The organism is Mycobacterium liflandii, from assembly GCF_022354805.1.
Lineage (GTDB): Bacteria > Actinomycetota > Actinomycetes > Mycobacteriales > Mycobacteriaceae > Mycobacterium > Mycobacterium marinum.
The window spans coordinates 1,835,378-1,859,069 of record NZ_CP023138.1 but is presented as its reverse complement, the minus strand read 5'-3'; the positions used below and the strand labels follow the sequence as shown (position 1 = coordinate 1,859,069).

General features: G+C 66.4%; 19 protein-coding genes and 4 pseudogenes. 9 read left to right on the top strand and 14 right to left on the bottom strand.

What is annotated here, in order from left to right:
• Positions 1–106: 106 nt before the first annotated feature.
• The 6 genes and pseudogenes from CKW46_RS08520 (at position 107) to CKW46_RS08495 (ending at position 5,977) form a co-directional block, all read left to right on the top strand.
• A pseudogene (locus CKW46_RS08520) lies at positions 107–1,310 on the top strand (ISAs1-like element IS2404/ISMul1 family transposase).
• Between the two features lie 132 nt (positions 1,311–1,442).
• The gene (locus CKW46_RS08515) at positions 1,443–1,634 is read left to right on the top strand and encodes a hypothetical protein (protein WP_231991659.1); all 192 of its coding nucleotides are present in this window, start codon (positions 1,443–1,445) and stop codon (positions 1,632–1,634) included.
• A 548-nt stretch (positions 1,635–2,182) separates the two neighbouring features.
• Positions 2,183–3,148: pseudogene (locus CKW46_RS08510) on the top strand (PPE family protein); the annotation flags it as partial.
• 144 nt (positions 3,149–3,292) lie between these two features.
• Positions 3,293–4,495, top strand: a pseudogene (locus CKW46_RS08505) (ISAs1-like element IS2404/ISMul1 family transposase).
• A gap of 17 nt (positions 4,496–4,512) precedes the next feature.
• Positions 4,513–5,274: pseudogene (locus tag CKW46_RS08500) on the top strand (PPE family protein); the annotation flags it as partial.
• Positions 5,275–5,539: 265 nt separating this feature from the next.
• Complete coding sequence (locus CKW46_RS08495; protein WP_012393012.1) at positions 5,540–5,977, top strand: hypothetical protein; 438 nt, start codon at positions 5,540–5,542, stop codon at positions 5,975–5,977.
• A gap of 36 nt (positions 5,978–6,013) precedes the next feature.
• Here the strand turns inward: CKW46_RS08495 and CKW46_RS08490 are convergent, their stop codons facing one another.
• The 14 genes from CKW46_RS08490 to glmS form a co-directional block, all read right to left on the bottom strand.
• Positions 6,014–7,234 carry an Rv1453 family transcriptional regulator gene (locus CKW46_RS08490; protein ID WP_117435261.1) on the bottom strand — a complete coding sequence of 407 codons (1,221 nt, stop codon included), beginning with the start codon at positions 7,232–7,234 and terminating at the stop codon, positions 6,014–6,016.
• A gap of 249 nt (positions 7,235–7,483) precedes the next feature.
• Positions 7,484–9,103 carry a chaperonin GroEL gene (gene groL / locus CKW46_RS08485; protein ID WP_012393010.1) on the bottom strand — a complete coding sequence of 540 codons (1,620 nt, stop codon included), beginning with the start codon at positions 9,101–9,103 and terminating at the stop codon, positions 7,484–7,486.
• Positions 9,104–9,195: 92 nt separating this feature from the next.
• Entirely contained in the window at positions 9,196–9,498 is a 303-nt protein-coding gene (gene groES / locus CKW46_RS08480) for a co-chaperone GroES (protein ID WP_011739140.1), read from the bottom strand.
• A 313-nt stretch (positions 9,499–9,811) separates the two neighbouring features.
• Complete coding sequence (tsaD, locus tag CKW46_RS08475) at positions 9,812–10,843, bottom strand: tRNA (adenosine(37)-N6)-threonylcarbamoyltransferase complex transferase subunit TsaD (protein WP_012393009.1); 1,032 nt, start codon at positions 10,841–10,843, stop codon at positions 9,812–9,814.
• Positions 10,844–11,320, bottom strand: coding sequence for a ribosomal protein S18-alanine N-acetyltransferase (gene rimI / locus CKW46_RS08470; RefSeq protein ID WP_117435260.1), 477 nt, complete (start codon positions 11,318–11,320; stop codon positions 10,844–10,846).
• Positions 11,317–11,943, bottom strand: coding sequence for a tRNA (adenosine(37)-N6)-threonylcarbamoyltransferase complex dimerization subunit type 1 TsaB (gene tsaB / locus CKW46_RS08465; protein WP_117435269.1), 627 nt, complete (start codon positions 11,941–11,943; stop codon positions 11,317–11,319). The genes rimI and tsaB overlap by 4 nt, the downstream gene beginning before the upstream one ends.
• On the bottom strand, positions 11,940–12,410 hold the full coding sequence (tsaE, locus tag CKW46_RS08460) for a tRNA (adenosine(37)-N6)-threonylcarbamoyltransferase complex ATPase subunit type 1 TsaE (protein ID WP_012393008.1): 471 nt from the start codon (positions 12,408–12,410) through the stop codon (positions 11,940–11,942). Before tsaE ends, tsaB begins: the two co-directional genes overlap by 4 nt.
• A complete protein-coding gene (locus CKW46_RS08455) occupies positions 12,403–13,524 on the bottom strand; it encodes an alpha/beta fold hydrolase (protein WP_117435259.1) in 1,122 nt (373 codons plus the stop codon). Before CKW46_RS08455 ends, tsaE begins: the two co-directional genes overlap by 8 nt.
• The gene (gene alr / locus CKW46_RS08450; protein WP_117435258.1) at positions 13,514–14,680 is read right to left on the bottom strand and encodes an alanine racemase; all 1,167 of its coding nucleotides are present in this window, start codon (positions 14,678–14,680) and stop codon (positions 13,514–13,516) included. Before alr ends, CKW46_RS08455 begins: the two co-directional genes overlap by 11 nt.
• 86 nt (positions 14,681–14,766) lie before the next feature.
• Positions 14,767–16,152 carry a glutamate decarboxylase gene (gene gad / locus CKW46_RS08445; RefSeq protein ID WP_117435268.1) on the bottom strand — a complete coding sequence of 462 codons (1,386 nt, stop codon included), beginning with the start codon at positions 16,150–16,152 and terminating at the stop codon, positions 14,767–14,769.
• A gap of 36 nt (positions 16,153–16,188) precedes the next feature.
• The gene (locus CKW46_RS08440) at positions 16,189–17,610 is read right to left on the bottom strand and encodes an NAD(P)H-hydrate dehydratase (protein WP_117435267.1); all 1,422 of its coding nucleotides are present in this window, start codon (positions 17,608–17,610) and stop codon (positions 16,189–16,191) included.
• A 30-nt stretch (positions 17,611–17,640) separates the two neighbouring features.
• The gene (locus CKW46_RS08435) at positions 17,641–18,354 is read right to left on the bottom strand and encodes a rhomboid-like protein (protein ID WP_085981829.1); all 714 of its coding nucleotides are present in this window, start codon (positions 18,352–18,354) and stop codon (positions 17,641–17,643) included.
• Between the two features lie 62 nt (positions 18,355–18,416).
• Positions 18,417–19,259: a DUF4436 domain-containing protein gene (locus tag CKW46_RS08430; RefSeq protein WP_012393002.1), complete on the bottom strand. Its 843-nt coding sequence runs from the start codon at positions 19,257–19,259 to the stop codon at positions 18,417–18,419.
• A 64-nt stretch (positions 19,260–19,323) separates the two neighbouring features.
• Positions 19,324–21,201, bottom strand: a complete 1,878-nt coding sequence (glmS, locus tag CKW46_RS08425; protein ID WP_041298859.1) for a glutamine--fructose-6-phosphate transaminase (isomerizing) — start codon at positions 21,199–21,201, stop codon at positions 19,324–19,326.
• 112 nt (positions 21,202–21,313) lie between these two features.
• Here glmS and CKW46_RS08420 point away from each other — a divergent pair, with 112 nt between their 5' ends.
• From CKW46_RS08420 to CKW46_RS08410, 3 genes are read left to right on the top strand one after another with little or no spacing between them, the layout of a single operon-like run.
• Positions 21,314–21,772 (top strand): DUF2510 domain-containing protein, encoded by a 459-nt coding sequence (locus tag CKW46_RS08420; RefSeq protein ID WP_117435257.1) that lies wholly within the window; start codon positions 21,314–21,316, stop codon positions 21,770–21,772.
• A 9-nt stretch (positions 21,773–21,781) separates the two neighbouring features.
• The gene (locus CKW46_RS08415; protein WP_012392999.1) at positions 21,782–22,621 is read left to right on the top strand and encodes a dienelactone hydrolase family protein; all 840 of its coding nucleotides are present in this window, start codon (positions 21,782–21,784) and stop codon (positions 22,619–22,621) included.
• Between the two features lie 15 nt (positions 22,622–22,636).
• Complete coding sequence (locus tag CKW46_RS08410; RefSeq protein WP_041300058.1) at positions 22,637–23,680, top strand: LLM class F420-dependent oxidoreductase; 1,044 nt, start codon at positions 22,637–22,639, stop codon at positions 23,678–23,680.
• Positions 23,681–23,692: the final 12 nt, after the last annotated feature.

Below are 23,692 nucleotides of genomic sequence, written 5' to 3'. Positions count from 1 at the left end.
TGGGTTGATGATCTTTGGTGCCGCGCTATTGGGGCCGGAGTGTAGGCACGGGCTATCTGGAGAACGATCGAGTTGGTTACTGTTCGTCGTTGGTCTGGAGTTGCCCGTGCCTACCGTTTCAGTATTGCCTGTGTCGTCGGTTCCAGAGGTGTTCGACCGCTGGAGTCCTGGTGAGCGCAGCGAGCTCATCGGATCGGAGTTTCTCGATGTGTTGGCCTCGGTGCCAGACCCGAGGGACCCACGCGGTCGGAGGTATTCGCTGATGGCTTTGTTGGCGATCGCGGTTCTGGCCACTGCCGCGGGGATGCGCGGCTATGCTGGTTTTGCTACATGGGCGGCCACCGCTCCCGATGATGTGTTGGCCCAATTAGGGGTCCGGTTCCGGCGGCCCAGTGAGAAGACCTTCCGCGCTGTTTTGTCTCGGCTAGACCCCGCCGACCTCAACGCCAGGATGGGCAGTTACTTCACTGCACACGTGGCCAGCAGCGACCCCAGTGGATTGGTGCCGATCGCGTTGGACGGCAAGATGCTGCGTGGTGCCTTTACGCGCCAAAGCGACAGCCACGCATCTCGTGTCGGTGTTCACCCACCGTGCCCGATTGGTGCTCGGTCAACTCGCTGTCGCCGAGAAAAGCAATGAAATTCCCTGCGTACGTGCCCTGCTCACGCTGCTGCCGGGTAGCTTGCGGTGGCTGGTCACCGTGGATGCGATGCATACCCAGGTCGTCACCGCGAAGTTGATCTGCGCCACCTTGAAGTCGCACTACCTGATGATCGTCAAGTCCAACCAAGCCAAAATACTTGCGCGTATCACCGCGCTGCCCTGGGCCGAGGTGCCCACAGCCGCTACCGACGACTCCCGCGGCCACGGCCGTGTCGAGACCCGCACCCTGCAAATCATCACCGCTGCACGAGGAATCGGCTTCCCCTACGCAAAACAAATCATCCGGATCACTCGTGAACGCTTGATCACCGCCACCGACCAGCGCAGCGTGGAGGTGGTCTATGCCATCTGCAGCCTGCCGTTCGAGCACGCCCGCCCTACCGCGATCATGACCTGGATGCGTCAACACTGGGGAATCGAGAACAGCCTGCACTGGATACGCGACGTCACCTTCGACGAAGACCATCAAAGGGCACATACCGGAAACGGCGCACAGGTCCTAGCAACGCTACGCAACACCGCGATCAATCTGCACCGCCTCAACGGCGCCGACAACATCGCCGAAGCCTGCCGGATCACCGCTTTGACCGCCAACCGCCGCCTAGACCTCCTCAATCCACAATTCCCCAGCTCACAAGCCTGCTAATCAACAACGCCGGAGCCCTGCGTCGGGGCCACCACCGACAGCGGCCTGGCTACCGCGGGGTTCGGCAACACCGGCGAGGTCGGAATCTCGGGCTTCGGAAACACGGCCACGGGCGGTTTCCGCAGCGGCGACATGTCGGGCTTCTTCAACACCGCCGCGGGCGGCTCCAGCTATACCGGCGTCAGCTCGGGCTTTTTCAATACCGGTCTCACCGACCCCATCGGCCCCTTTGCCAGCGGTGTGCTCAGCGGCTTCAACTCGGGCATTTTCAATACCGGCATCGCCGTGTCGGGTTTATTCAGCCTCAGTCAGCTGGCGCGATGATCGGATTGGCCCGGGCGCCGGACTGCGCCCCCACGCATTGCACCGCGAGCAGATCTTCGAACTTGGCGGTGTCTAGCCGGCGGAACCCATCCGGAGGCGCATCTCCAGCGAGGACTTGGACGACAACCCCGGCCGGTATCGGGACGAACTTCGTCTCCCACCCTGCACAACCCGCCGGCGCGGCCGCGCACGCTCGCATTGTTGCGCACCCTTGCCCGGCGACCGGCTGGAGCACCCTCTCTCGACGAGTCATGTTGTGGCGCGAGGGGTTACCCGGAAATCCGCGGAAGCGCTCGAAGGCCGGGCCGACCCGGCCGGCGCCCCGCGAAGCCTCAGGTGGGCGTCGCATCAAGGGGTGCCATTTGCTCGCCTGTGGGCGCGCGCTCAGCATAATTGACGTGCCAGATCGACCGATCAACCTTGATCGGAATTCTGGCCAAAAGGCCAATATCGAAGAAGACAACGTCGTAGCATTCGTGGCGAATTGCTCGATTGCACGGCGACACAGTCGCTTCCAGAGCAGCAAACGCTACAGGTAGGGGTCTACCATGACGAACTTTGCAATGTTGCCGCCGGAGATCAATTCATCCTTGATGTTCTCCGGTGCCGGATCGGCCCCGATGCTTGATGCGGCCGCGGCCTAGGAGGGCCTGGCCTCCGAGCTCGGCACGGCGGCATCATCGTTCTCATCGGTGACCTCGGGTTTAGTCAGCGACGCGTGGCAGGGCGCGGCCTCGGCGGCGATGAACGCCGTGGCCACCCCGTACGCGCAGTTATTGAGCGCGGCGTCAACCCAAGCCGCAGGGGCGGCCTCCCAGGCCAAAGCGGTGGCCGGAGCGTTTGAGGTCGCGCGCGCCGCGATGATTCATCCGCTGGAGGTGTTGGCCAACCGCAACGTGTTCGTCCAGCTGATTCGAACCAACTTGTTCGGGCTCAATGCGCCCGCAATCATGGCCGCCGAGGGCCAGTACGAGCAGATGTGGGCCCAGGATGTCGCCGCGATGGTCGGCTACCACGGCGGGGCGTCATCCGCGGCGGCAAGCCTGCCGAACGGGTTGCAACAGATACTGCAGAGCCTGCCGAACCTGGGGCTGGGCAACAAGGGCAATGCGAACCTCGGTAGCGGCAACACCGGGATCGGCAACATCGGCGTCGGCAACAGCGGCGAGGGAAACAGCGCACTGGTGCCCCCGCAGTCGGGGAACTACAACATCGGCGGCGGAAACAACGGCAACAACAACCTCGGCTCCGGAAACATCGGCAACTTCAACTTTGGCTTCGGCAATAACGGGACCGGTAACTTCGGCTTCGGCAACGCCGGCCCCGCAGACCTCTCCAATCCCAACCTGTTCACCTTCCACGTGACGCCCGGCGAGAACAACATCGGTATCGGTAATACCGGCAACGGCAACTTCGGCCTCGGCAACACCGGAGACGGCAATATCGGCGGCGGCAATACCGGTATTGGCAACATCGGGTTCGGACTCAATGGCAACAATTTGGTCGGTGTCGGGGCAGGGCTCCGGCGTTGTTGATTAGCAGGCTTGTGAGCTGGGTTGATGATCTTTGGTGCCGCGCTATTGGGGCCGGAGTGTAGGCACGGGCTATCTGGAGAACGATCGAGTTGGTTACTGTTCGTCGTTGGTCTGGAGTTGCCCGTGCCTACCGTTTCAGTATTGCCTGTGTCGTCGGTTCCAGAGGTGTTCGACCGCTGGAGTCCTGGTGAGCGCAGCGAGCTCATCGGATCGGAGTTTCTCGATGTGTTGGCCTCGGTGCCAGACCCGAGGGACCCACGCGGTCGGAGGTATTCGCTGATGGCTTTGTTGGCGATCGCGGTTCTGGCCACTGCCGCGGGGATGCGCGGCTATGCTGGTTTTGCCACATGGGCGGCCACCGCTCCCGATGATGTGTTGGCCTAATTAGGGGTCCGGTTCCGCCGGCCCAGTGAGAAGACCTTTCGCGCTGTTTTGTCTCGGCTAGACCCCGCCGACCTCAACGCCAGGATGGGCAGTTACTTCACTGCACACGTGGCCAGCAGCGACCCCAGTGGATTGGTGCCGATCGCGTTGGACGGCAAGATGCTGCGTGGTGCTTTACGCGCCAAAGCGACAGCCACGCATCTCGTGTCGGTGTTCGCCCACCGTGCCCGATTGGTGCTCGGTCAACTCGCTGTCGCCGAGAAAAGCAATGAAATTCCCTGCGTACGTGCCCTGCTCACGCTGCTGCCGGGTAGCTTGCGGTGGCTGGTCACCGTGGATGCGATGCATACCCAGGTCGTCACCGCGAAGTTGATCTGCGCCACCTTGAAGTCGCACTACCTGATGATCGTCAAGTCCAACCAAGCCAAAATACTTGCGCGTATCACCGCGCTGCCCTGGGCCGAGGTGCCCACAGCCGCTACCGACGACTCCCGCGGCCACGGCCGTGTCGAGACCCGCACCCTGCAAATCATCACCGCTGCACGAGGAATCGGCTTCCCCTACGCAAAACAAATCATCCGGATCACTCGTGAACGCTTGATCACCGCCACCGACCAGCGCAGCGTGGAGGTGGTCTATGCCATCTGCAGCCTGCCGTTCGAGCACGCCCGCCCTACCGCGATCATGACCTGGATGCGTCAACACTGGGGAATCGAGAACAGCCTGCACTGGATACGCGACGTCACCTTCGACGAAGACCGTCAAAGGGCACATACCGGAAACGGCGCACAGGTCCTAGCAACGCTACGCAACACCGCGATCAATCTGCACCGCCTCAACGGCGCCGACAACATCGCCGAAGCCTGCCGGATCACCCCTTTGACCGCCAACCGCCGCCTAGACCTCCTCAATCCACAATTCCCCAGCTCACAAGCCTGCTAATCAACAACGCCGGAGCCCTGGGTGTCGGGGGCGCGTATTACGACACGGCGGTCGGCCAGTTCCACTTCGACGGCCTGAACACGGGTAGCGGCAACATCGGAATTGGTAACTCGGGCAGTAACAACATCGGCTTCTTCAACTCCGGCGACGGCAACATCGGCGCCTTCAGCTCGGGCACCAATTCGGTGTTCCCGGGCCAGCTCAACAGCTTTGGCGTCGGCAACTCCGGCACCGGCAACCTCGGGTTCGGGAACGCGGGCAGCGGAAACGCCGGCTTCGGCAACAGCGGCTTGCTCAACACCGGCTTCGGCAACGCGGGCTCGATCAATACCGGTGGATTCAACGGGAACAACCTCAACACGGGCTTCTTGAACTCGGGCGAGGTCAACACGGGCTTCTTGAACTCGGGCCACATCAACACCGGATTCCTGAACGCGGGCAATGTCAACACCGGCATCGGTAACGCCACCGTCGCCGGCGAGGTCGGCCTCACCGCAACGGATAGCTCGGGATTCTTCAACACAGGTTACGGCGTCTCAGGATTCGGAAACGCGGCAGACGAGAGCAGCTATGGTCACGGCGTGTCGGGCTTTGGAAACACCGCGGTCGGAACGGCATTCGAGGTTGGCGTCAGTTCGGGCTTCTTCAACACCGGCTACTCGGAGGCCATCGGCCCCTTCGCGGCGGGTCAGGTCAGTGGCTTCAACTCTGGCTTCTTCAACTGGGGCACCGCCAACTCGGGCCTGTTCAGCCTCAGCAAGCTGGCCATCAAGTCCTGATCCCGGTTCCGGGTAGCTAGAAGCCCGCACCCGCCTCGGTTCGACGAGATCGCGGCAGGCGGCCGTCAACGCACGCGCATAACCCGGCGGCAGCCGCCGACATCACCGTGCACCGCCGCGCACACTTCTGCACCACCCATACCCGCAATTTGGTCGTTTTTGCACCTTGGTAGGCGGCGCTGGGCCGTTGATCATGGAGAGCATCAAGCACTTCACCGGGCGACGGAACCCGGTCGGACCAGATAGCGACAGAAAGAGAACCCCGATGAGGAACTTTCAACGACGCGGCGCCGCGATCGCCGCATTCGCGTTCGCATTCGCTGCGGCGCCGGTGATCGGACTCGGCGCACCGGCGATCAGCCGGGCCGATGACCACAACTGCATGTCGGGGTGGACCTGGGACAACGTGGCGCAACAATGCGTGATCAGCCCGGTGCCCGCAACCACGGCGCCTGCCCAAAATGGGCCGCCGCCGCCAGGCACCCCGGGCGGCGTGTACGGACCCGGTGGATGGGGTGGCCCCGGGGGACCGGGTGGACCTCCCGCCCCCGGCGAACCGTATGGACCGTATGGGCCCCAAGTTGGCGCGCCCGGAACCCCGGGGTGGCCCGGCGGAATCGCAGGACCCACCGCCGCCGGCGGGCACGCCGGGATGGGCGGGATCGGCGGAATGGACGGAATGGGTGGGATGGGACGACACTAGTCGTCCCGGCTCCCCCTCCCCCGAAACCAGAATCGCCTAGGCGGGCGGATTGCCGCGCCACTGCAGCGCTTCGAGGGCGACGGCAACATGCACGCTGCTGTGGTCCAAAGGCCGTGGCAACAGTTGCTGAGCGCGGTCGAGTCGGCGCAGCAGGGTGTTGCGATGCGTGTAGAGCACCTTGGTGGTGCGCCCGATGCTGCACTGCTCATTGACGAAGGTCAGCACCGTCTTGTGCAGCTCAGCACCGGCCGACTCGAAATCCCCGAGCGTATTCTTGATGAAATCATTTGCGGCTTCGGGGTTTTGTGCAATCAAGGCGATCAACTGGATATCGGCAAACAACGCGACTCGCTGGCGAGAATTCAGCCCGGCCACCATCCGCTGGGTGGTTAGCGCCTCCAGATGGCTGCGCCGGAAGCCCTCGATTCCCGTCGCGGCGGCGCCGATGGCGATTCGCGCTCCGGGAACGTCTCGGACCGCCTGCTCAACCTGTTCGACGTCAAGGGTGGCGTTAGCCGCATTGGCCACCCACACCCAACGGGTGGCCGCGCCGGCGATCACGGTCAGCGGCCGCGCAAAATCGGCGGCGCGGCCGAAGGCGTCGACGACCCGGTCGAGCCGATTCAGGTCGCCATCGGGCTCGTCACTCCAGATGACGGCGGCGGTATGTGTGCGGTTGAGGGCGTATCCCAATCGAGCCTCGGCGCGCTGGCGGTTGATCGGCGCACCGTCGAGGATCAAAGCGGTGACTTCTCGTCGTTCGGCGTGTGTGCCGCGAGCCAGTTCGTCACGTTCGCGCTGCATCTGGGCGGCGATGCCGGCAGAGGTGGCCTCGACGAACTCGCTGATCGACCGGTAGGTCACCTCGAACAGCTCGCGCAGTTCGTCGGGATCGCTGGTTAACCCAAAGGCGACGCCCATCCACAACCGCCAGCCCACCGTTTGCGCGATCCGAAACGTGAACGGGTCCAGGCCGCGGCGCACCATGTCGCGGGCAATGCTTAGCGGCTCGGGGCCGAGATTGGGCGCGACCGGAGCACCGGGGTTGCTCACGTTGGCCGCGGCCCAGTGAATCAGGCTGGAGCGGATGCTGCGGCGGGTCGCCTCGGCCAGGACGGGATCATCGGCAATGGCGGGGTTGGCCGCCATGGTCACCCGGTCGTACTCGTCCAACCATTGCTGAGAACCGTCCAGTACGGCTTTCGCCCCCTGCCGGATCAGCTCACCCACCCGCGGGGACGGACCTTGCCACAGCACTCACTCACGGTAGCCCGCGGGCGCACACTCCTGCACCATCGAGCACCTAGATTTGACTGTTTTGTGCATGGCCGGTTAGCCGCGGTTCAGCCAGCCCGCGACACTTAAACCTCCGCGACAACACGCCGTAGATGCTCGCAAGGGATTAAGTCTCGCGTGCCCGAGGCAATCTCGCGTGAGCGCCCCTTCAGCCTCAGACACGAAAACACCCCGGCCGCGAAGGACCGGGGGTGTTTCGGATGCCTGCGGCTAGTGCGCGTGGCCGTGATGGCCGTGGCCATCGTCTTCTGGCTCGGCCGGCTTGTCGACAATCGCCGTCTCGGTGGTCAGCACCATACGTGCCACCGATGACGCGTTGAGCACTGCCGAGCGGGTCACCTTGACCGGGTCGACGATGCCGTCGGCAGCCAAGTCGCCGTAGGTCAGGGTGGCCGCGTTCAGACCGTGTCCGGCCGGAAGCTCGCTGACCTTGTTGACCACGACCGAACCGTCCAGACCGGCGTTGGTGGCAATCCAGTACAGCGGCGCGGCCAGTGCCTCGGAGAACACGTCCACGCCGACCGCCTCATCGCCCGACAACGACGCACGCAAGTCCTTGAGCGCGTTGCGAGCCTGGATCAGGGCGGACCCGCCCCCGGCCACGATGCCCTCCTCGACGGCAGCCTTGGCCGCCGCGACCGCGTCCTCGACGCTTTCCTTGCGCTTCTTGAGCTCGGTCTCGGTGGCGGCACCAACCTTGATGACGGCCACGCCGCCGGCCAGCTTGGCCAGCCGCTCGCCCAGCTTCTCGCGGTCCCACTCGGAGTCACTTCTGTCGATCTCGGAGCGCAGCAGATTCACCCGCGCCTCGACCGCTTCCGGGGCACCGCCGCCGTCGACGATGATGGTGTCGTCCTTGCTGACCACGACGCGCCGCGCCGAGCCCATCACCTCCAGGCCCACCTCCCGCAGCACCAGGCCGGCGTCGGGGTTGACCACCTCGGCGCCGGTCACCGCGGCCAGGTCTTGCAGGAAGGCCTTGCGCCGGTCGCCGAAGTAGGGCGACTTGACCGCGATCGCCTTCAGCGTCTTGCGAATGGAGTTCACGACCAGGGTCGCCAACGCCTCGCCCTCGATGTCCTCGGCGATGATCATCAACGGCTTGCCCGATTCGGCGACCTTCTCCAGCAACGGCAGCAGGTCGGGCAGCGAGCTGATCTTGTCCTGGTGCAGCAGGATCAGCGGGTCTTCGAGAACAGCCTGCTGAGCGTCGAAGTCGGTGACGAAGTAGGCCGAGAGGTATCCCTTGTCGAAACCGACACCCTCGGTGAACTCCAGCTCGGTGCCCAGCGTCGAGGATTCTTCGACACTGACCACACCGTCGTGGCCGACCTTGCTCATCGCCTCGCCGACCAGATCACCGATCAGCTGGTCGCGCGAGGAGACCGTGGCGACCTGCGCGATGGCGTCCTTGCCCGACACCGGCGTGGCCGAGGCAAGCAGGGCCTCCGACACCGCGTCGGCGGCCTTGCCGATTCCCGAACCCAGCGCGATCGGGTTGATTCCGGCGGCGACCAACCGCAGGCCGGTCTTGACCAGCGCCTGGGCCAGCACCGTCGCGGTGGTGGTGCCGTCGCCGGCGACATCGTTGGTCTTGGTGGCCACCGACTTCACCAGCTGGGCGCCCAGGTTCTCGAACGGGTCTTCCAGGTCGATGTCACGGGCCACGGTGACGCCGTCGTTGGTGACGGTGGGGCCACCGAACGACTTGGCCAGCACCACATGCCGACCACGCGGGCCCAGCGTCACCCGTACCGTGTCGGCGAGCTTGTCCACGCCCGCCTCCATGGCGCGGCGCGCAGTTTCGTCGTACTCAATCAGCTTGCTCATCAGGCTCCTTATGCCCAGCTAGTCCGCTAACGCATACCGCCCCGGAAATCACCCGCGCTTGAACACGGGGATCGCCGGGGCGGTACACGGGGTTACTTGGAAACGACAGCCAGCACGTCGCGCGCCGACAGGATCAGGTACTCCTCGCCGCCGTACTTGATCTCGGTGCCGCCGTACTTGCTGTAGATGACGGTGTCACCCTCTGCCACGTCCAGCGGGATCCGCTTCTCGCCGTCCTCGTCCCAGCGGCCGGGGCCGACTGCGACGACGGTGCCCTCCTGGGGCTTCTCCTTGGCGGTGTCAGGAATGACCAGACCGGACGCGGTCGTGGTCTCGGCCTCGTTGGCCTGCACGAGAATCTTATCCTCGAGTGGCTTGATGTTCACCTTCGCCACGATTGGAGCCCTCCACTAATTCGATCGGATCCGGTGCTGTCGCCCCGGATTATCTTGATTCGGATCCGGGACTATTCGCCCGGACCGGAGTTTTCGGCCGGTCCGGGGCGCGCCCCGAACCGTCCGAATTATCAGGTGATTCGGCATCCGTCCGTGCCCTCGCGTCGTCGTCGCGGGTGCCGGCGCAGGGGTCGTCCGACTGCCACCTAGCACTCTATACATGAGAGTGCTAGCACTCAAGGGCGCCCCGGTGCTTCTCGCGTGTCGGTTCGCCCACGGCGTATTCCGCACCGCCGCCACGGCCGCACCGGGATCAGCCGACCTGGCCCTTGACCACCGGCAAGCCGGGGTCGCTGGGCACATCCAGCGGCGAGGGAGCCGCCTTCGCGGCCACCAAATGCGCGGCGAACGCGGCGATCATGGCGCCGTTGTCGGTGCACAGCCGCGGCCTGGGGATACGCAGCGTCAAGCCGGCCTCGCTACAACGTTGGGTTGCCAACTCGCGCAATCGTGAATTGGCCGCCACACCCCCGGCGATCAGGAGGGTCGATACCCCCAGGCCGGTGGCCGCGCGCACCGCCTTACGAGTCAGCACGTCGGCCACGGCTTCCTGGAAACCGGCCGCGACATCGGCCGGCCGAAAATCTGGATGGGCCTCCACGTAGCGCGCCACCGCGGTCTTGAGACCGGAGAAGCTGAACGCGCATGGATCGTCGGACGGCCCGGTCATGCCGCGCGGAAACACGATGGCATCGGGGTCGCCGGAGCGCGCCAGGTCGTCGAGCACCTTGCCGCCCGGATAGCCCAGCCCCAGCAGCCGCGCCACCTTGTCGTAGGCCTCGCCCGCGGCGTCGTCGACGGTGGCCCCCAGCTCGACCATCGGTTCGCCCAACGAACGCACATGCAGCAAGTGGGTGTGCCCGCCGGAGACCAACAACGCCACACACTCGGGCAGCGGTCCGTGTTCGTACACGTCGGCGGCCAGGTGTCCGCCCAGATGGTTGACCGCGTAGAACGGCACTCCCCAGGCGGCCGCATACGCCTTGGCCGCGGCCACCCCCACCAGCAGCGCACCCGCCAGCCCCGGCCCGATGGTGGTGGCGACGACGTCGGGCCGCACGATGCCTGCCGTCGTGAGCGCACGGCGCATCGCCGGGCCCAGGGCTTCCAGATGCGCCCGCGAGGCGATCTCGGGGACCACGCCGCCGAACCGCACATGCTCATCGACGCTGGAGGCCACCTCGTCGGCCAACAGGGTCAAGGTGCCGTCGGCCTCCAGTCGCGTGATACCGACGCCGGTCTCATCGCAGGAGGTCTCGATGGCCAAGATGACTGTCCCCGGCATTTACCGCGCACCCCCTGGATCCCTGCGCATCGTGTATGCGTCGGCACCGCTGACCCGGTAGTAGCGCCGGCGCAGTCCGACCTGCTCGAAACCAACGCTGCGATACAGCGCTATCGCCGGCTCATTATCGGTGCGGACCTCGAGGAAAACCACGCCGCCGTCGGCGAAGGCCAACAGTTCGTCAAGCAGCCGGCGGCCGATGCCCCGCCCCTGATAGGCCGGGTCGACACCGATGGTGTGTATCTCGTATTCGAAAGGCGCAACACGGCCCAGCCGCGAGACACCGGCATAGCCGACCAGGTTATCCGCGCACCGGGCGCCCACGTAGTAATTGCGCCCGCTGGCCAGCTCGCGCTCGAAGGCCACCTCCGGCCACGGGTCGTCGCCATCGAAAAGTTGCGCCTCCAGCTCGGCGCAGCGCCGGGCATCGGCGCGGGTCAGCGCGCCGATGGTGACGGGCCCGAGATCGGCGGTCATGGGCGCGCCGCCAGCGGCTTGGCATCGGGCCGGCGCAGATACAACGGCACCAGGGGCGCCGGGTCCTGCGCCCAGTTCACCGCGGCGGCCAGGCCCGCCACGGTCGGGTAGCTGGGCTCGCACCGGGGCAGGTCGAACAACCCGGCGTGCTCGGGTGATCCCGCTACCGCGTGCGCGGTGCCGGGATCGACGTCGCCCGGGGCGTTGGCCGCCGGGCCGTGAATGCGCACGCCATCGCGGTAGCGCGCCCAGTAGACCTCGCGGCGACGGGCGTCGGTGACTACCAGCGTGTCACCGGTGGTGAGTCCACCGATGGCATCGAGGCTGCACACCCCATACACCGGGATGTCCAGCGCATGCCCGTAGGCGGCGCCGGTGGCCATTCCGGCCCGCAGCCCGGTGAACGGGCCGGGACCGCAGCCCACGACCACCGCATTCAGGTCGGCCATCGTCAGCGCCGCACCGGCCAGCGCCGCCAGCACGTTGGGGGTCAGCCGTTCGGCGTGCGCCCGGGCGTCGACGGTGACCCGCTCGGCCAACGCGACGCACTCGGACCCCGTCAGCTGCACCACCCCCGCGGTCACCGCGGGGGTAGAGGTATCCAAAGCGAGAATGATGGTCATCGGCCGGCCCACGCCCAGGTCGCGATCCGCACGTCGGAGTGACTGACCCGCTCCAGCCGAATGTCGAGATGGCGCTCGGAGAGTCGCTCGGCCAGGCCCTCCCCCCACTCCACCACCACGACCGAGTCCGTCAGATCGGTGTCCAGATCCAGCGAATCGAGCTCACCGAGCAGGTCGGCGCTCCCGTGATCCAACAGCCGATAGACATCAACGTGAATCATCGCCGGGCGGCCCGGCCCACGCGCCGGATGCACCCGCGCCAACACGTAGGTCGGCGAGGTGACCGGGCCATCGACGTCCATCGCCGCGGCAATGCCCTTGGCCAACACCGTTTTTCCAGCACCCAATGGGCCCGAGAGCACCACCACGTCACCGGCGCGCAGCTGCTCGCCCAGCCGGGTTCCCAGCGCCACGGTGTCCGCCACGCGTTCCAGCGTTGCCGTGCCCGAATCGTGCTGCTCAGCCATGGCGGCGCCACCGATCCCGCAACCGCTCGCCGACCCGCCGGTACCGCAGCGTCAACTTGCCCGGAAGGGCGCGGTCGACGAGCCGGACCAGCCCTTCGTTGATGGCGTCGGGCTTGTCCAACAGGGCCAGATGACTGGCCCCGCCCACGATGACCAGTTCGGATTGTGGCAACGAGGCCGCCATCTTTCGAGAGTATTCGTCGGGGGTCATCAGGTCGTGATCACCACAGGCAATCAAGGTCGGGATCCGCAGCAGCGTCCACAGCCCGGCGGTTTCGTCGTGCACTTCCAGCGCGTGCAGGAAACCCACCATGGTGGCGATGGGCGTGTCGTTCATCATCTGCTGCGAGAACGCATCCAGGCTGCGGCTCACCTCCAGGTCACTGTAGGACGCGGCCCGCAGGATCGGGCCGATCAGTGACCGGGACGCGGTGCGGCCGCGGTGCATCAGTTTCGGCGCGGACCGGGCGGTGAACCGGACCGCCTCGAGCGCCGGGTTTTTCAGGAACTCGCCCAACGGCGAGCGGGTCACCCCTTCGGCCGCCGAAGAGATGACGGCGGCACCCACAATCCGCCGGCCGTAACGCTGCGGGAACTGACGGGCGTGTGACAACACCGTCATGCCACCCATCGAATGCCCGACCAGCACTATCGGCCCGCGCGGAGCGGTCGCTTGCAGCACCGTTTCCAGGTCTTGTCCGAGTTGGGTCAGCGTGTAGGTCTGCGGATCGGCTTCGCCGGACTGGCCGTGCCCGCGCTGGTCATAGAAGATCATCCGCACCCGCGAGCCCCATTGTTCGCCGAGCCGCATGCGCTGAAAGTGGAAGGCACCCATGCGCAGGCAGAAGCCGTGGGCGAACACCATGGTCAGCGGGGCGTCCACCGGCCCCGCCTCGCGCACGGCCAGCGGCACGCCGTCCGGTGTGGTAACCACCCGGGCGCGATCGCTGTCCAGCCGCTCGAAATCCTCACCCGCGTACGGGTCGTCGCAGACCGAGCCGCATTCGGCCAACGAGCGCCGGGCCGAGGCGCCGACGATGGTGGCGACCGCCGTCAGCCCGGCGCCTCCGGCAAGCCAGGCTCGCTGGCGCCGGCGAGTTTCCTCAGCGCTCAACGGTTTCGGCCTCGCGGTAAACCCTGGTGATGCGCCCGCGCGGGCTGGTCACCACCTCGTAGTGGATGGTGCCGACCAGATCGGCCCAGTCCTGCGCGGTGGGTTCACCGCGGGTACCCGGCCCGAACAGAATCGCCTCGTCGCCTTCGGCCACATCGAGCGGTCCGGGGCCCAGATCGACGAGGAACTGGTCCATGCAGACCCGGCCGCCGCCCGGCCGGCGTTTGCCGTTGATCAAGACCTCCAGGCGCCCGCCCAGCGACCGGAAAACCCCGTCGGCGTAGCCGATCGGCAACAGCGCCACATTCGTGTCGTGAGGCGCAATCCAGGTGTGCCCGTACGACACGCCTTCGCCCGCGCTCACCGATTTCACCAGCGCGACTGCGCATTTCACGGTCATCGCCGGAACCAGTCCCATGTCGCCCAACCTGGGCACCGGACTCAGCCCGTACACCGCGATGCCGGGCCGCACCAGATCCAGCGTCAGATCGGGACGAGCCATGGTTGCCGAGGAGTTCGACAGGTGTGCCACCTCGAATCGCACTCCCTGGTCGCGGGCGTGGTCGAGCATCTGCTTGAACCGCTGGGACTGGATGTCGTTGATCGGCTTTTCCGGTGCGTCGGCGTGCACCATGTGCGTCATCAGCCCGCGTAGCCGAATCGCGTCTTCGGCGACGGCCTGGCGCAGCCTGGTCACCATCTCCGGGTAGAGCGCCGGCGCCACGCCGTTGCGGTTGAGGCCGGTGTCGATCTTGACCGTGACGGTCGCCGTCGTTCCGGTCCGGCGCGCGGCATCGAGCACTTCGTCGAGTTGGCGGATCGAAGAAATGGCGATCTGGACGTCGGCGGCCAGCGCGGGCCCGAAATCCATGCCGGGTGCGTGCAACCAGGCCAGCACCGGGGCGGTGATGCCGTCCGCGCGCAACGTCAGCGCCTCGTCCACCGACGCGACTCCGAGTTCGACCGCACCGGCTGCCAGCGCGGTGCGGGCGACCGCGGTGGCGCCGTGACCATAGCCGTCGGCCTTGACGACCGCCATGACTTGTGCGCTGCCGGCACGTTCGCGCAGCAGCCGCACGTTGTGGGCGATAGCGCCCAGGTCCACCACCGCCTCGGCGAAGACCCCGGGCGTCAGAGATATCGGGGTGGTAGTCATCGACTCGATTGTCCCAGAGCCGCGCGAAGGTGCTCGCCCAGTCCGCGTTGACCCCCGGCGGCCGGGCCGGCGACCAACCTCCCCGCTTAGTGCGCGAAGTGCTGTCCGTCGTAGTTGCCGCCCGGCTTGACCTTGTCCAGCGTGCGCAGTGAGGTGACGGCATCATCGTGCAGAGCGCGTGCCATGTCGGCGGACAGACCTTCGCGCACCACGATGCGCAGCACCGATACGTCGGTGGCGTTGTCCGGCATGGTGTAGGCGGGCACCTGCCACCCGAAGGTTCGCAGCTCGTGGGAGAGGTCGAACTCGGTGTAGCCGCGGTCGCCGGCCAGCCGGAAGGCGACCACCGGGATCGCCGAACCGTCCGCTATCAGCTCGCAGTGATCTACCTCACGCAGCTGCGCGGAGAGCCAGCGCGCGGTCTCCGACAGGGCCTGCATGACGTTGATGTAGCCCTCCCGGCCCAGCCGCAGGAAGTTGTAGTACTGGCCGACGACTTGGTTACCGGGCCGGGAGAAGTTGAGTGTGAATGTGGGCATATCCCCGCCCAGGTAGTTGACCCGGAAGACCAGATCCTCCGGCAGGTATTCGGGGCTGCGCCACACGACGAATCCGACGCCGGGATAGGTCAGCCCGTATTTGTGACCGCTGACATTGATCGAGACCACCCGCGGCAGCCGGAAGTCCCACTTGAGGTCTGGATGCAGGAACGGCACCACGAAGCCCCCGCTGGCGGCGTCCACGTGCACGGGCACATCAACGCCGCCGCCGGCCGCCAATCTGTCCAGCGCCGCGCAGATCTCGGCAACCGGTTCCAGCTCGCCGGTGTAGGTGGTGCCCAGGATCGCGACCACACCGATGGTGTCCTCGTCGACGGCGTCGACGACCTGTTCGGGGGTGATGACGTAGCGCCCCTTCTCCATCGGCAGGTAGCGCGGCTCGACGTCGAAGTAGCGACAGAACTTCTCCCACACCACCTGGACGTTGGAGCCCATCACCAGATTCGGTGTGCGGCCTTTCCAGTCCTTGCCGACCTTCTGCCGCCACCGCCACTTCATGGCCAGGCCGCCGAGCATCACCGCCTCGCTGGAGCCGATGGTGGACACCCCGGTGGCGCTGGACGGGTCGTCGTCGCGCAGTCCCTCGGCGTGAAAGAGGTCGGCGACCATCGACACGCAGCGGGTCTCGATCGCCGCGGTCGCCGGGTATTCGTCTTTGTCGATCATGTTCTTGTCGAACGTCTCGGCCATCAGCTTGCCGGCCTCGGGATCCATCCAGGTGGTGACGAAGGTGGCCAGGTTCAGCCGCGAGCTACCGTCGAGCATCAGCTCGTCGTGGATGAACCGGTAGGCGGCTTCGGGATCCATCGACTCCTCGGGCAGCCGCAACGCCGGTACCGGAGCGGTGAACAGCCGGCCGGTGTAGGCCGGAGCGATCGAATGTGCGGGTACCGACGCGTGGCTACGGGACACGGTGGATCCTTTCATTGCCGAGTCGAGCTACTGACTTCACAGAGCCGCCAGGGCGGCCCGGATGCGGTGGAGAATTCGCGACGCGGACGTCGGTGCGCCATCGGGCCCCGGATCGAGGGCCGATAGCTCGGCGGCACGGGCGTGGACGAACGCCGCGGCCGCGGCGGCCTCGGCCGGTGCCAGCCCCGCCGCCAGCAGGGCCCCGATCATTCCGGACAACACATCACCCGATCCAGCGGTGGCCGCCCAGGACTGCCCGGCCAGACTCAGGTACACCCGGCCGCCGGGATCGGCGATGACGGTGACATTGCCCTTGAGCAGCACGGTGGCGCCGAACGCATCGGCCAGCTTTCGGGTTGCGCCGACCCGGTCGTCCCCCGGCCCCGAGCCCGCCAACCGAGCGAATTCACCGGCGTGCGGCGTCAGCACCGTCGGGGCGCTGCGATTGACCACCAATTCGGGATGCGCCGCCAGCATCGTCAGCCCATCGGCATCCACGATCACCGGGAGATTGGTTTCCAGCGCGAACCATAGTGCGGCCGCCCCGGGTTCATCGGTGCCCAGGCCCGGCCCTACCACCCAGGCCTGTACCCGTCCGGTCGTGGAGGGGGTGGGCGAGGCGATGACCTCCGGCCAGCGCGCGAGCACCTCGCCCGCCGCGCTGCCGGCGTAGCGGACCATGCCCGAGGTGGCTGCCACCGCGGCGCCACTACACAACACCGCCGCACCCGGATACGTCGAAGAACCCGCCAGCACACCGGTCACGCCCTGGGTGTACTTGTCATCGCGAGGGCCGGGCACCGGCCAGTGCGCGGCCACGTCGGCGGCCTGCAACCCCAGCACCTCGGTGTCGGACAGGTCCAGTCCGATGTCGATCAGCACGACACGACCGCAATCGGCCAGCGCGTGGACGGGTTTGAGTCCGCCGAAGGTAACCGTCAGCGCGGCGCGCACCGCGGGGCCGGTAATCGCCCCGGTCGCCACGTCGATGCCGCTGGGGATGTCCACGGCCACCACCGGGATGCCGGCGGCGTCCACCGCGGCGAACACCTCGGCCGCCGCGGGCCGCAGCGGCCCGGAGCCGGAGATGCCCACCACCCCATCGATAACGAGATCGGTTGCCGCCGAGACGTTTTGTACAACGCGGCCACCAGCCTTGGTGAATGCCGCCAGCGCCTTGGGATGGGCGTGTTGCGGATTGAGCAGTACTGCGTCCGCCGCGGCGCCGCGGCGGCGCAGGAAGGTCGCCGCCCATAGCGCGTCACCACCGTTGTCGCCCGATCCGACCACCGCGCACACCCGGCGACCGAAAATTCCGCCGCTACGGCGGGTCAGTTCACGCCCGATTTCGGTGGCCAGGCCAAAGGCCGCCCGTCTCATCAGCACCCCGTCGGGCAAGCTGGCCAACAGCGGCGCTTCGGCGTCGCGGATCGCGTCTACAGAGTAGTAATGCCGCATCACTGCCAGCATTGCATGTTTGGGACGGGCTCAGGCCGGTGCCTCACGGGAACGGAGTTTTCGCAGAACTTCTCTGATTTTCGCGGGACCCCACGTCGGGCTCCCGCGTTCGCGGGCCATCGGATAGAAGGCCAAACCGATCAGTATCGCGGTGAAATGGCCGATGGCGGTGAAGTCGAGCTCGGTCTTGTCCATTGTGAGCAGCGGAAAGCCGAAGATGACGAGCAACACCGCCAGGTATCCCCATCGCCACGGTTTGACGATGTGATAGGTGAGCACCGCCATCACCCCGACCAAGAAGTAGCTGACCCCGATGTCACGCGAGTACACCAGCCGTTCGGCGGCCTCACGCGTCTGGATCGCGTAGTAGAGCAGGCCTTCGCTGATATAGGTGGCGCCGATGCGGGAAGTCAATCCCACCGTCAGCCAGCGCAAGTGGCCAAGCCAATGCTCGGCCGGCGCCAGGAACAGCGTGAACAGCACCAGATACGGTTCCAGATTCCGGCCGTCGATCCACAGCAGACTGGAAAACAGGACTTCCAGCGGATCGCGCCCCAGGTGGCTGATGTTGGTGGACCGATGCAGGATCACCGAGTGCAGCTGGCGTCCGGCCAGGCTGTTTTGAATGATCGTGGTGATCGCCAAGACGACCAGCCAGGTATAGGTCAGGGGCGCGCTGCTGACGAAATGCCACACCGCGAGCGCCATGCTTCGCACTCGTGCGGATACCGATGCGCTCGCCACGGCGTCAACTCTTACACGCCTCTTACACGCCCGCCGTTGCCCATGCGACATCGGCAGTGGTCTCAGGCCGGCTTGTCGGAGGCGGGTTTCAGGTGCCGCCACCAGCAGGAAATGTAGATCGCCATCGAAATGACCAACACGACTATCACCCAGACCACGACCCGGACATCGATCCAGGCCCCGAAGGGAGGCGCGTTGGGCAGCGCATTGCGCAGCGGCACCACCGCAAACAGCATCGCCGCGTACCACGTGGTCATGGGCGGCTGGAATGGTCGTCGATCACGTGCGGTCTGCACCGCAACAAAGAGAGCCAGCCCGGCGATCGTGACCAGGACACCGATGATGAGCAGGGCAAACGCGGCGGTGCTCGGTGATCGCTGCAACGCCAACCGGTAGGGCGTAACCCCGGTGCCGTCTCCTGCGGTCGGAATGTCGATCTGCCAGCCGGCGAGGCTGTCGACGAATCTCACCTTCGCCCGCTGGGGCACCTTCGCCGCACCGCTGAACAGCTCGACCGTGATCGGCCCGGAACGGTAGTGATCGAAGGGCCAGTCCGCCACGTTGCCGGTGATGGCCAGCGGAACGGGGAAGACACCGGGCAGCATGCCCTTGGACCAGGTGCGCTTGGTCGGCGTCACCGAGGAGGTGACCACGACGCTGAGGTCGTCGGACAGACCCTCGGTTCGCGGATCCAGCAGCCCCGGCCCCGGCGTGACGGCGAGATTGGCCGACAGCACGGTGTTGCTCGACTGAACCTCTTCCAGGCTGATGGTGACCGTGGTCCCATCGGCGGTCGGACGGCCTTGGGTCAGGTCGTGCGGCCCCTTGCCGGCGTTGCCGTACAGCAGTGTCGAGCCGACATAGGCCACGACGAAAAGCACCAGCCCGACAAATCCCAGCTTCATCGGCCAGGTCCTGACCTACCGCGCTCAACCGCCGACAAGGGTCCCCCTCATTGCCTGCTCCGGACTATTCGACCGTGACCGACTTGGCTAGATTTCGCGGCTTGTCGACGTCGTACCCGCGTGCCTGTGCGACGGCCGCGGCGAACACCTGCAGTGGGATCGTCGACAACAGCGGCTGCAACAGGGTCGACACCGCCGGAATCTCGATCAGGTGATCAGCGAAAGGACGCACGGTGTCGTCGCCCTCTTCGGCGATCACGATGGTGACCGCGCCGCGGGTCTGGATCTCACGAATGTTCGACAACAACTTGGCGTGCAGTGTGGCCGAGCCTTTGGGAGAGGGCATGATGACGATGACCGGCAGCTCGTCTTCGACCAGCGCGATCGGACCATGCTTGAGCTCACCGGCGGCGAAGCCCTCGGCGTGCATGTACGCCAGTTCTTTGAGCTTGAGCGCGCCCTCCAGGGCCACCGGGTAGCCGACGTGGCGCCCCAGGAACAACACGGTCGAGGACTGCGCGAACCGGTAAGCCAGGTGGGCCACCGGCTTGATCGCCGAAATGACCCGGGCCACCAGATCGGGTATCGCTTCCAGCTCGCGGTACTCCCGCTCGACCTCGTCGGGATATTTGGTGCCGCGCGCCTGGGCCAGCGCCAAGCCCAGCAGATAGTTGGCGGTCACCTGGGCCAGGAAGGTCTTGGTGGAGGCCACCCCGATCTCCGGGCCGGCGCGGGTGTAGAGCACCGCGTCGCATTCGCGCGGGATCTGCGAGCCGTTGGTGTTGCAGATCGCCAACACCTTGGCCTTCTGCTCCTTGGCGTGGCGGACGGCCTCGAGGGTGTCCGCGGTTTCACCGGACTGAGAGATGGCCACCACCAGGGTGCTGCGGTCCAGCACCGGGTCGCGGTAGCGGAACTCGCTGGCGAGCTCCACCTCCACAGGAAGGCGGGTCCAATGCTCGATCGCGTACTTGGCGAGCAGACCCGAGTGATAGGCGGTGCCGCAGGCGACCACGAAGACCTTGTCGATCTCCCGCAGCTCCTGGTCCGATAGCCGCTGTTCGTCGAGGACGATGCGGTTGCCCACGAAGTGGCCGAGCAGAGTCTCGGCGACCGCGGTCGGCTGCTCGGCGATCTCTTTGAGCATGAAGTACTCGTAGCCGCCCTTTTCGGCGGCCGCGAGGTCCCAATCGATGTGAAACTCCCGGTAGTCGGTACCGGCAAGCAGGTCGTCGTTGCCATCGAAGTCGCTGATCCGGTAGCCATCGGCGGTGATCACCACCGCCTGGTCCTGCCCCAGCTCAACGGCGTGCCGGGTGTGCGTGATGAACGCGGCGACGTCGGAGCCGACGAAAATCTCGCCGTCACCTATGCCGAGCACAAGTGGTGTGGAGCGGCGGGCCGCCACGATGGTGCCGGGGTCATCGGCGTTGGCGAAAACCAAGGTGAAGTGGCCCTCCAGCCGCCGCAGCACCGACAACACCGAGGCCGGGAAGTCGCCGGCCGTCTCGCCGTGGTGAAACGCCTGCGCTACCAGGTGCACCGCAACTTCGGTGTCGGTGTCGCTGGCGAACTCCACGCCGGCGGCCTCCAGCTCCTGGCGCAGGACGGCGAAGTTCTCGATGATGCCGTTGTGGACGACCGCGATTTTCCCGGCGGCATCACGATGGGGGTGGGCATTACGGTCGGTGGGGCGCCCGTGGGTGGCCCACCGGGTATGCCCCAGGCCGGTGGTACCGGTCAGCGACTCCGCCGGCATTTCGGCCACCGCCGTCTCGAGATTGGCGAGCCGGCCGGCGCGGCGACGCACCGTGAGCTTGCCGCTGCCGTCGACCAATGCGATCCCCGAGGAGTCGTAGCCTCGGTACTCCATCCGGCGCAGCGCATCCAGGACGACTTCGCAGGCAGGACGCTGGCCTACGTAGCCGACAATTCCGCACATAGCAGACCAGGGTAGTGCAGCCACCCCCATCCGGACGTCCGCATAACGCTGACCGCTAGCTGACCAGCGACTGACCGGGGCGGCTCGCGAGCCCCCGGATGAATCCGGCGGTATGGTCGAAATGGCCCTACGGCGCGAAAGGCCCGATTTGTCCCACCCTTACCAACCCCCTGTCCAGGCGGATCGGTACTACCTCAAGCTGATCAAGCACACCGGCGCCCTGATCTTCTGGCAGCAGCGCAGTTATTCGGTCTACGGGACGCTGCCGGAGTGTGAGGCGGCCTACCGTTCGGCCCAGACCTACAACCTGCTCGCCGGTTGGTGGAGCCTGCTGTCGCTGCTGCTGTTCAACTGGATCGCCTTGATTTCCAATGCCAACGCGATGCGCCAGCTGCGCAACGCGGTCAATTCGGGTGGCCAGGCACCGGCGGCGCCCGTGCCTGCCTCGCGGCCCGCATCGGCGCCGGTATCGATGCCGGCGGGCTGGTACCCCGATCCTCATGGGGCCGGACAGCGCTATTGGGACGGCACAACGTGGACGAACTGGACCCATCCCCCGCGCCACCGCTAACGTCGACGGGTGGCCCGCATCCGCAACCTCGTTGCCGCCCTCAGCCGCCGAGGCCCACACCGCGTTTTGCGCGGTGACCTGGCCTTTGCCGGACTGCCCGGGGTGGTGTACACCCCTGAAGCCGGTATGAACCTGCCGGCGGTCGCCTTCGGGCATGACTGGCTCACCGGGGTAGCCCGCTATTCGGGGCTGCTCGAGCACCTCGCGTCCTGGGGCATCGTTGCCGGTGCGCCCGACACCCAACGCGGCGTGGCGCCGTCGGTGCTCAACCTGGCCTTCGACATGGGCGTTGCCCTCGACATCGTGGCCGGAGTGCGCCTTGGGCCCGGCGATATCAGCGTGCACCCCGCCAAGCTCGGGCTGGTGGGCCACGGTTTCGGCGGCTCGGCCGCGGTCTTCGCGGCGGCCGGCATGCCGGCCAAGCCCGCCGGGGTGGTCGCGATCTTCCCGACCGTCACCGCGCCCCCGGCGCAGCAGCCGGCCGCGGGCCTGAAGGCGAAGGGTTTGATCCTGAGCGCACCCGAGGATCCCAAGACGCTCAATTCCAACGCACTCGAGCTGTCGCACGCCTGGGACGCCGCCACGCTGCGCGTTGTCAGCAAGGCCAATCCGGGCGGTCTGATCGAGGGTCGGCGATTGACCAAGGTGGTGGGGCTGGCCGGCTCCGACCGCAAAACCCAGCGTTCGGTCAGGGCGCTGGTGACCGGCTACCTGCTGCACACCCTCGGTGGCGACAAGACCTATCGCGACTTCGCCGATCCGGACGTGCACCTGCCCAAGACCGACCCGGTGGATCCGCACGCCCCGCCGGTTACGCCCGAAGAGAAGCTTGTCGCGCTACTGAAGTGACGAGCGCGGTCCATGATGCGAATCGGTATCGCCCTGGACTACTCGGGCGGCTTCCATGAGGGCCTCGACCGCGTCGTGGAACTCGAGAAATCCGGAATCGACGTCGCCGTGGTGGCAGAGGCATATGCCTTCGACGCCGTCAGCCAACTCGGCTATCTGGCGGCCAAAACAACCCGCGTTCAGCTGGCCTCCGGGGTGCTGCCCATCTATATCCGCACACCCTCGCTGTTGGCGATGACGGCTGCGGGCCTCGATTATGTGTCGGGCGGCCGGTTCAATCTCGGAATCGGTACGTCCGGACCGCAGGTGATCGAGGGATTCCACGGCGTCGAATTCGATGCGCCCATCGGCCGCACCCGCGAGGTGGTGGAAGTCTGCCGGCACGTCTGGCGGCGGGAGACGCTGCGTTATGCGGGCGCCCACTACCAGATCCCGTTGCCCGCGAATCGCGGCACGGGTTTTGGCAAGGCCCTCAAACTCATCAATCACCCACTACGGGAACGCATTCCGATATCCATTGCGGCGCTGGGCCCCCGCAACGTCGAGCTGACCGCCGAGATCGCCGAGGGCTGGCAGCCGGTCTTTTTTTATCCGGAGAAGGCCGCGTCGGCCTGGAGCGAGGCGCTGGCGTCGGGCACCGCGAAACGCGATCCCGCGCTGGGCCCGTTGGATGTCACGGTGCACGCCTCGTTGGCGATCGGGGACGACGTCGAGCAGCGGCTGGCCCGGGTGAAGCCTCAACTTGCCCTGTACCTGGGCGGCATGGGCGCCAAGGGCCGCAATTTTTACCACAACCTGGCCACTCGTTACGGGTACGGCGATGTCGCAGACCGAATCCAGGAGCTGTACCTGGCTGGGCGCAAGCACGAGGCCATAGCCGCGGTGCCGGACGAGCTGGCGCGGGGAATCTCGCTGATCGGCCCACGCGGGTTCGTCGCCGAACGGCTGGCCGCCTTTGCCGAAGCGGGTGTGACGACCATGCTGGTGAGCCCGTTGAGCACCGATCGCCGCGAATACGTGCGCCACGTCGAGCAGCTGCTGGGGCTGCGTCGCGCCTGAGTTGGTCTGCGA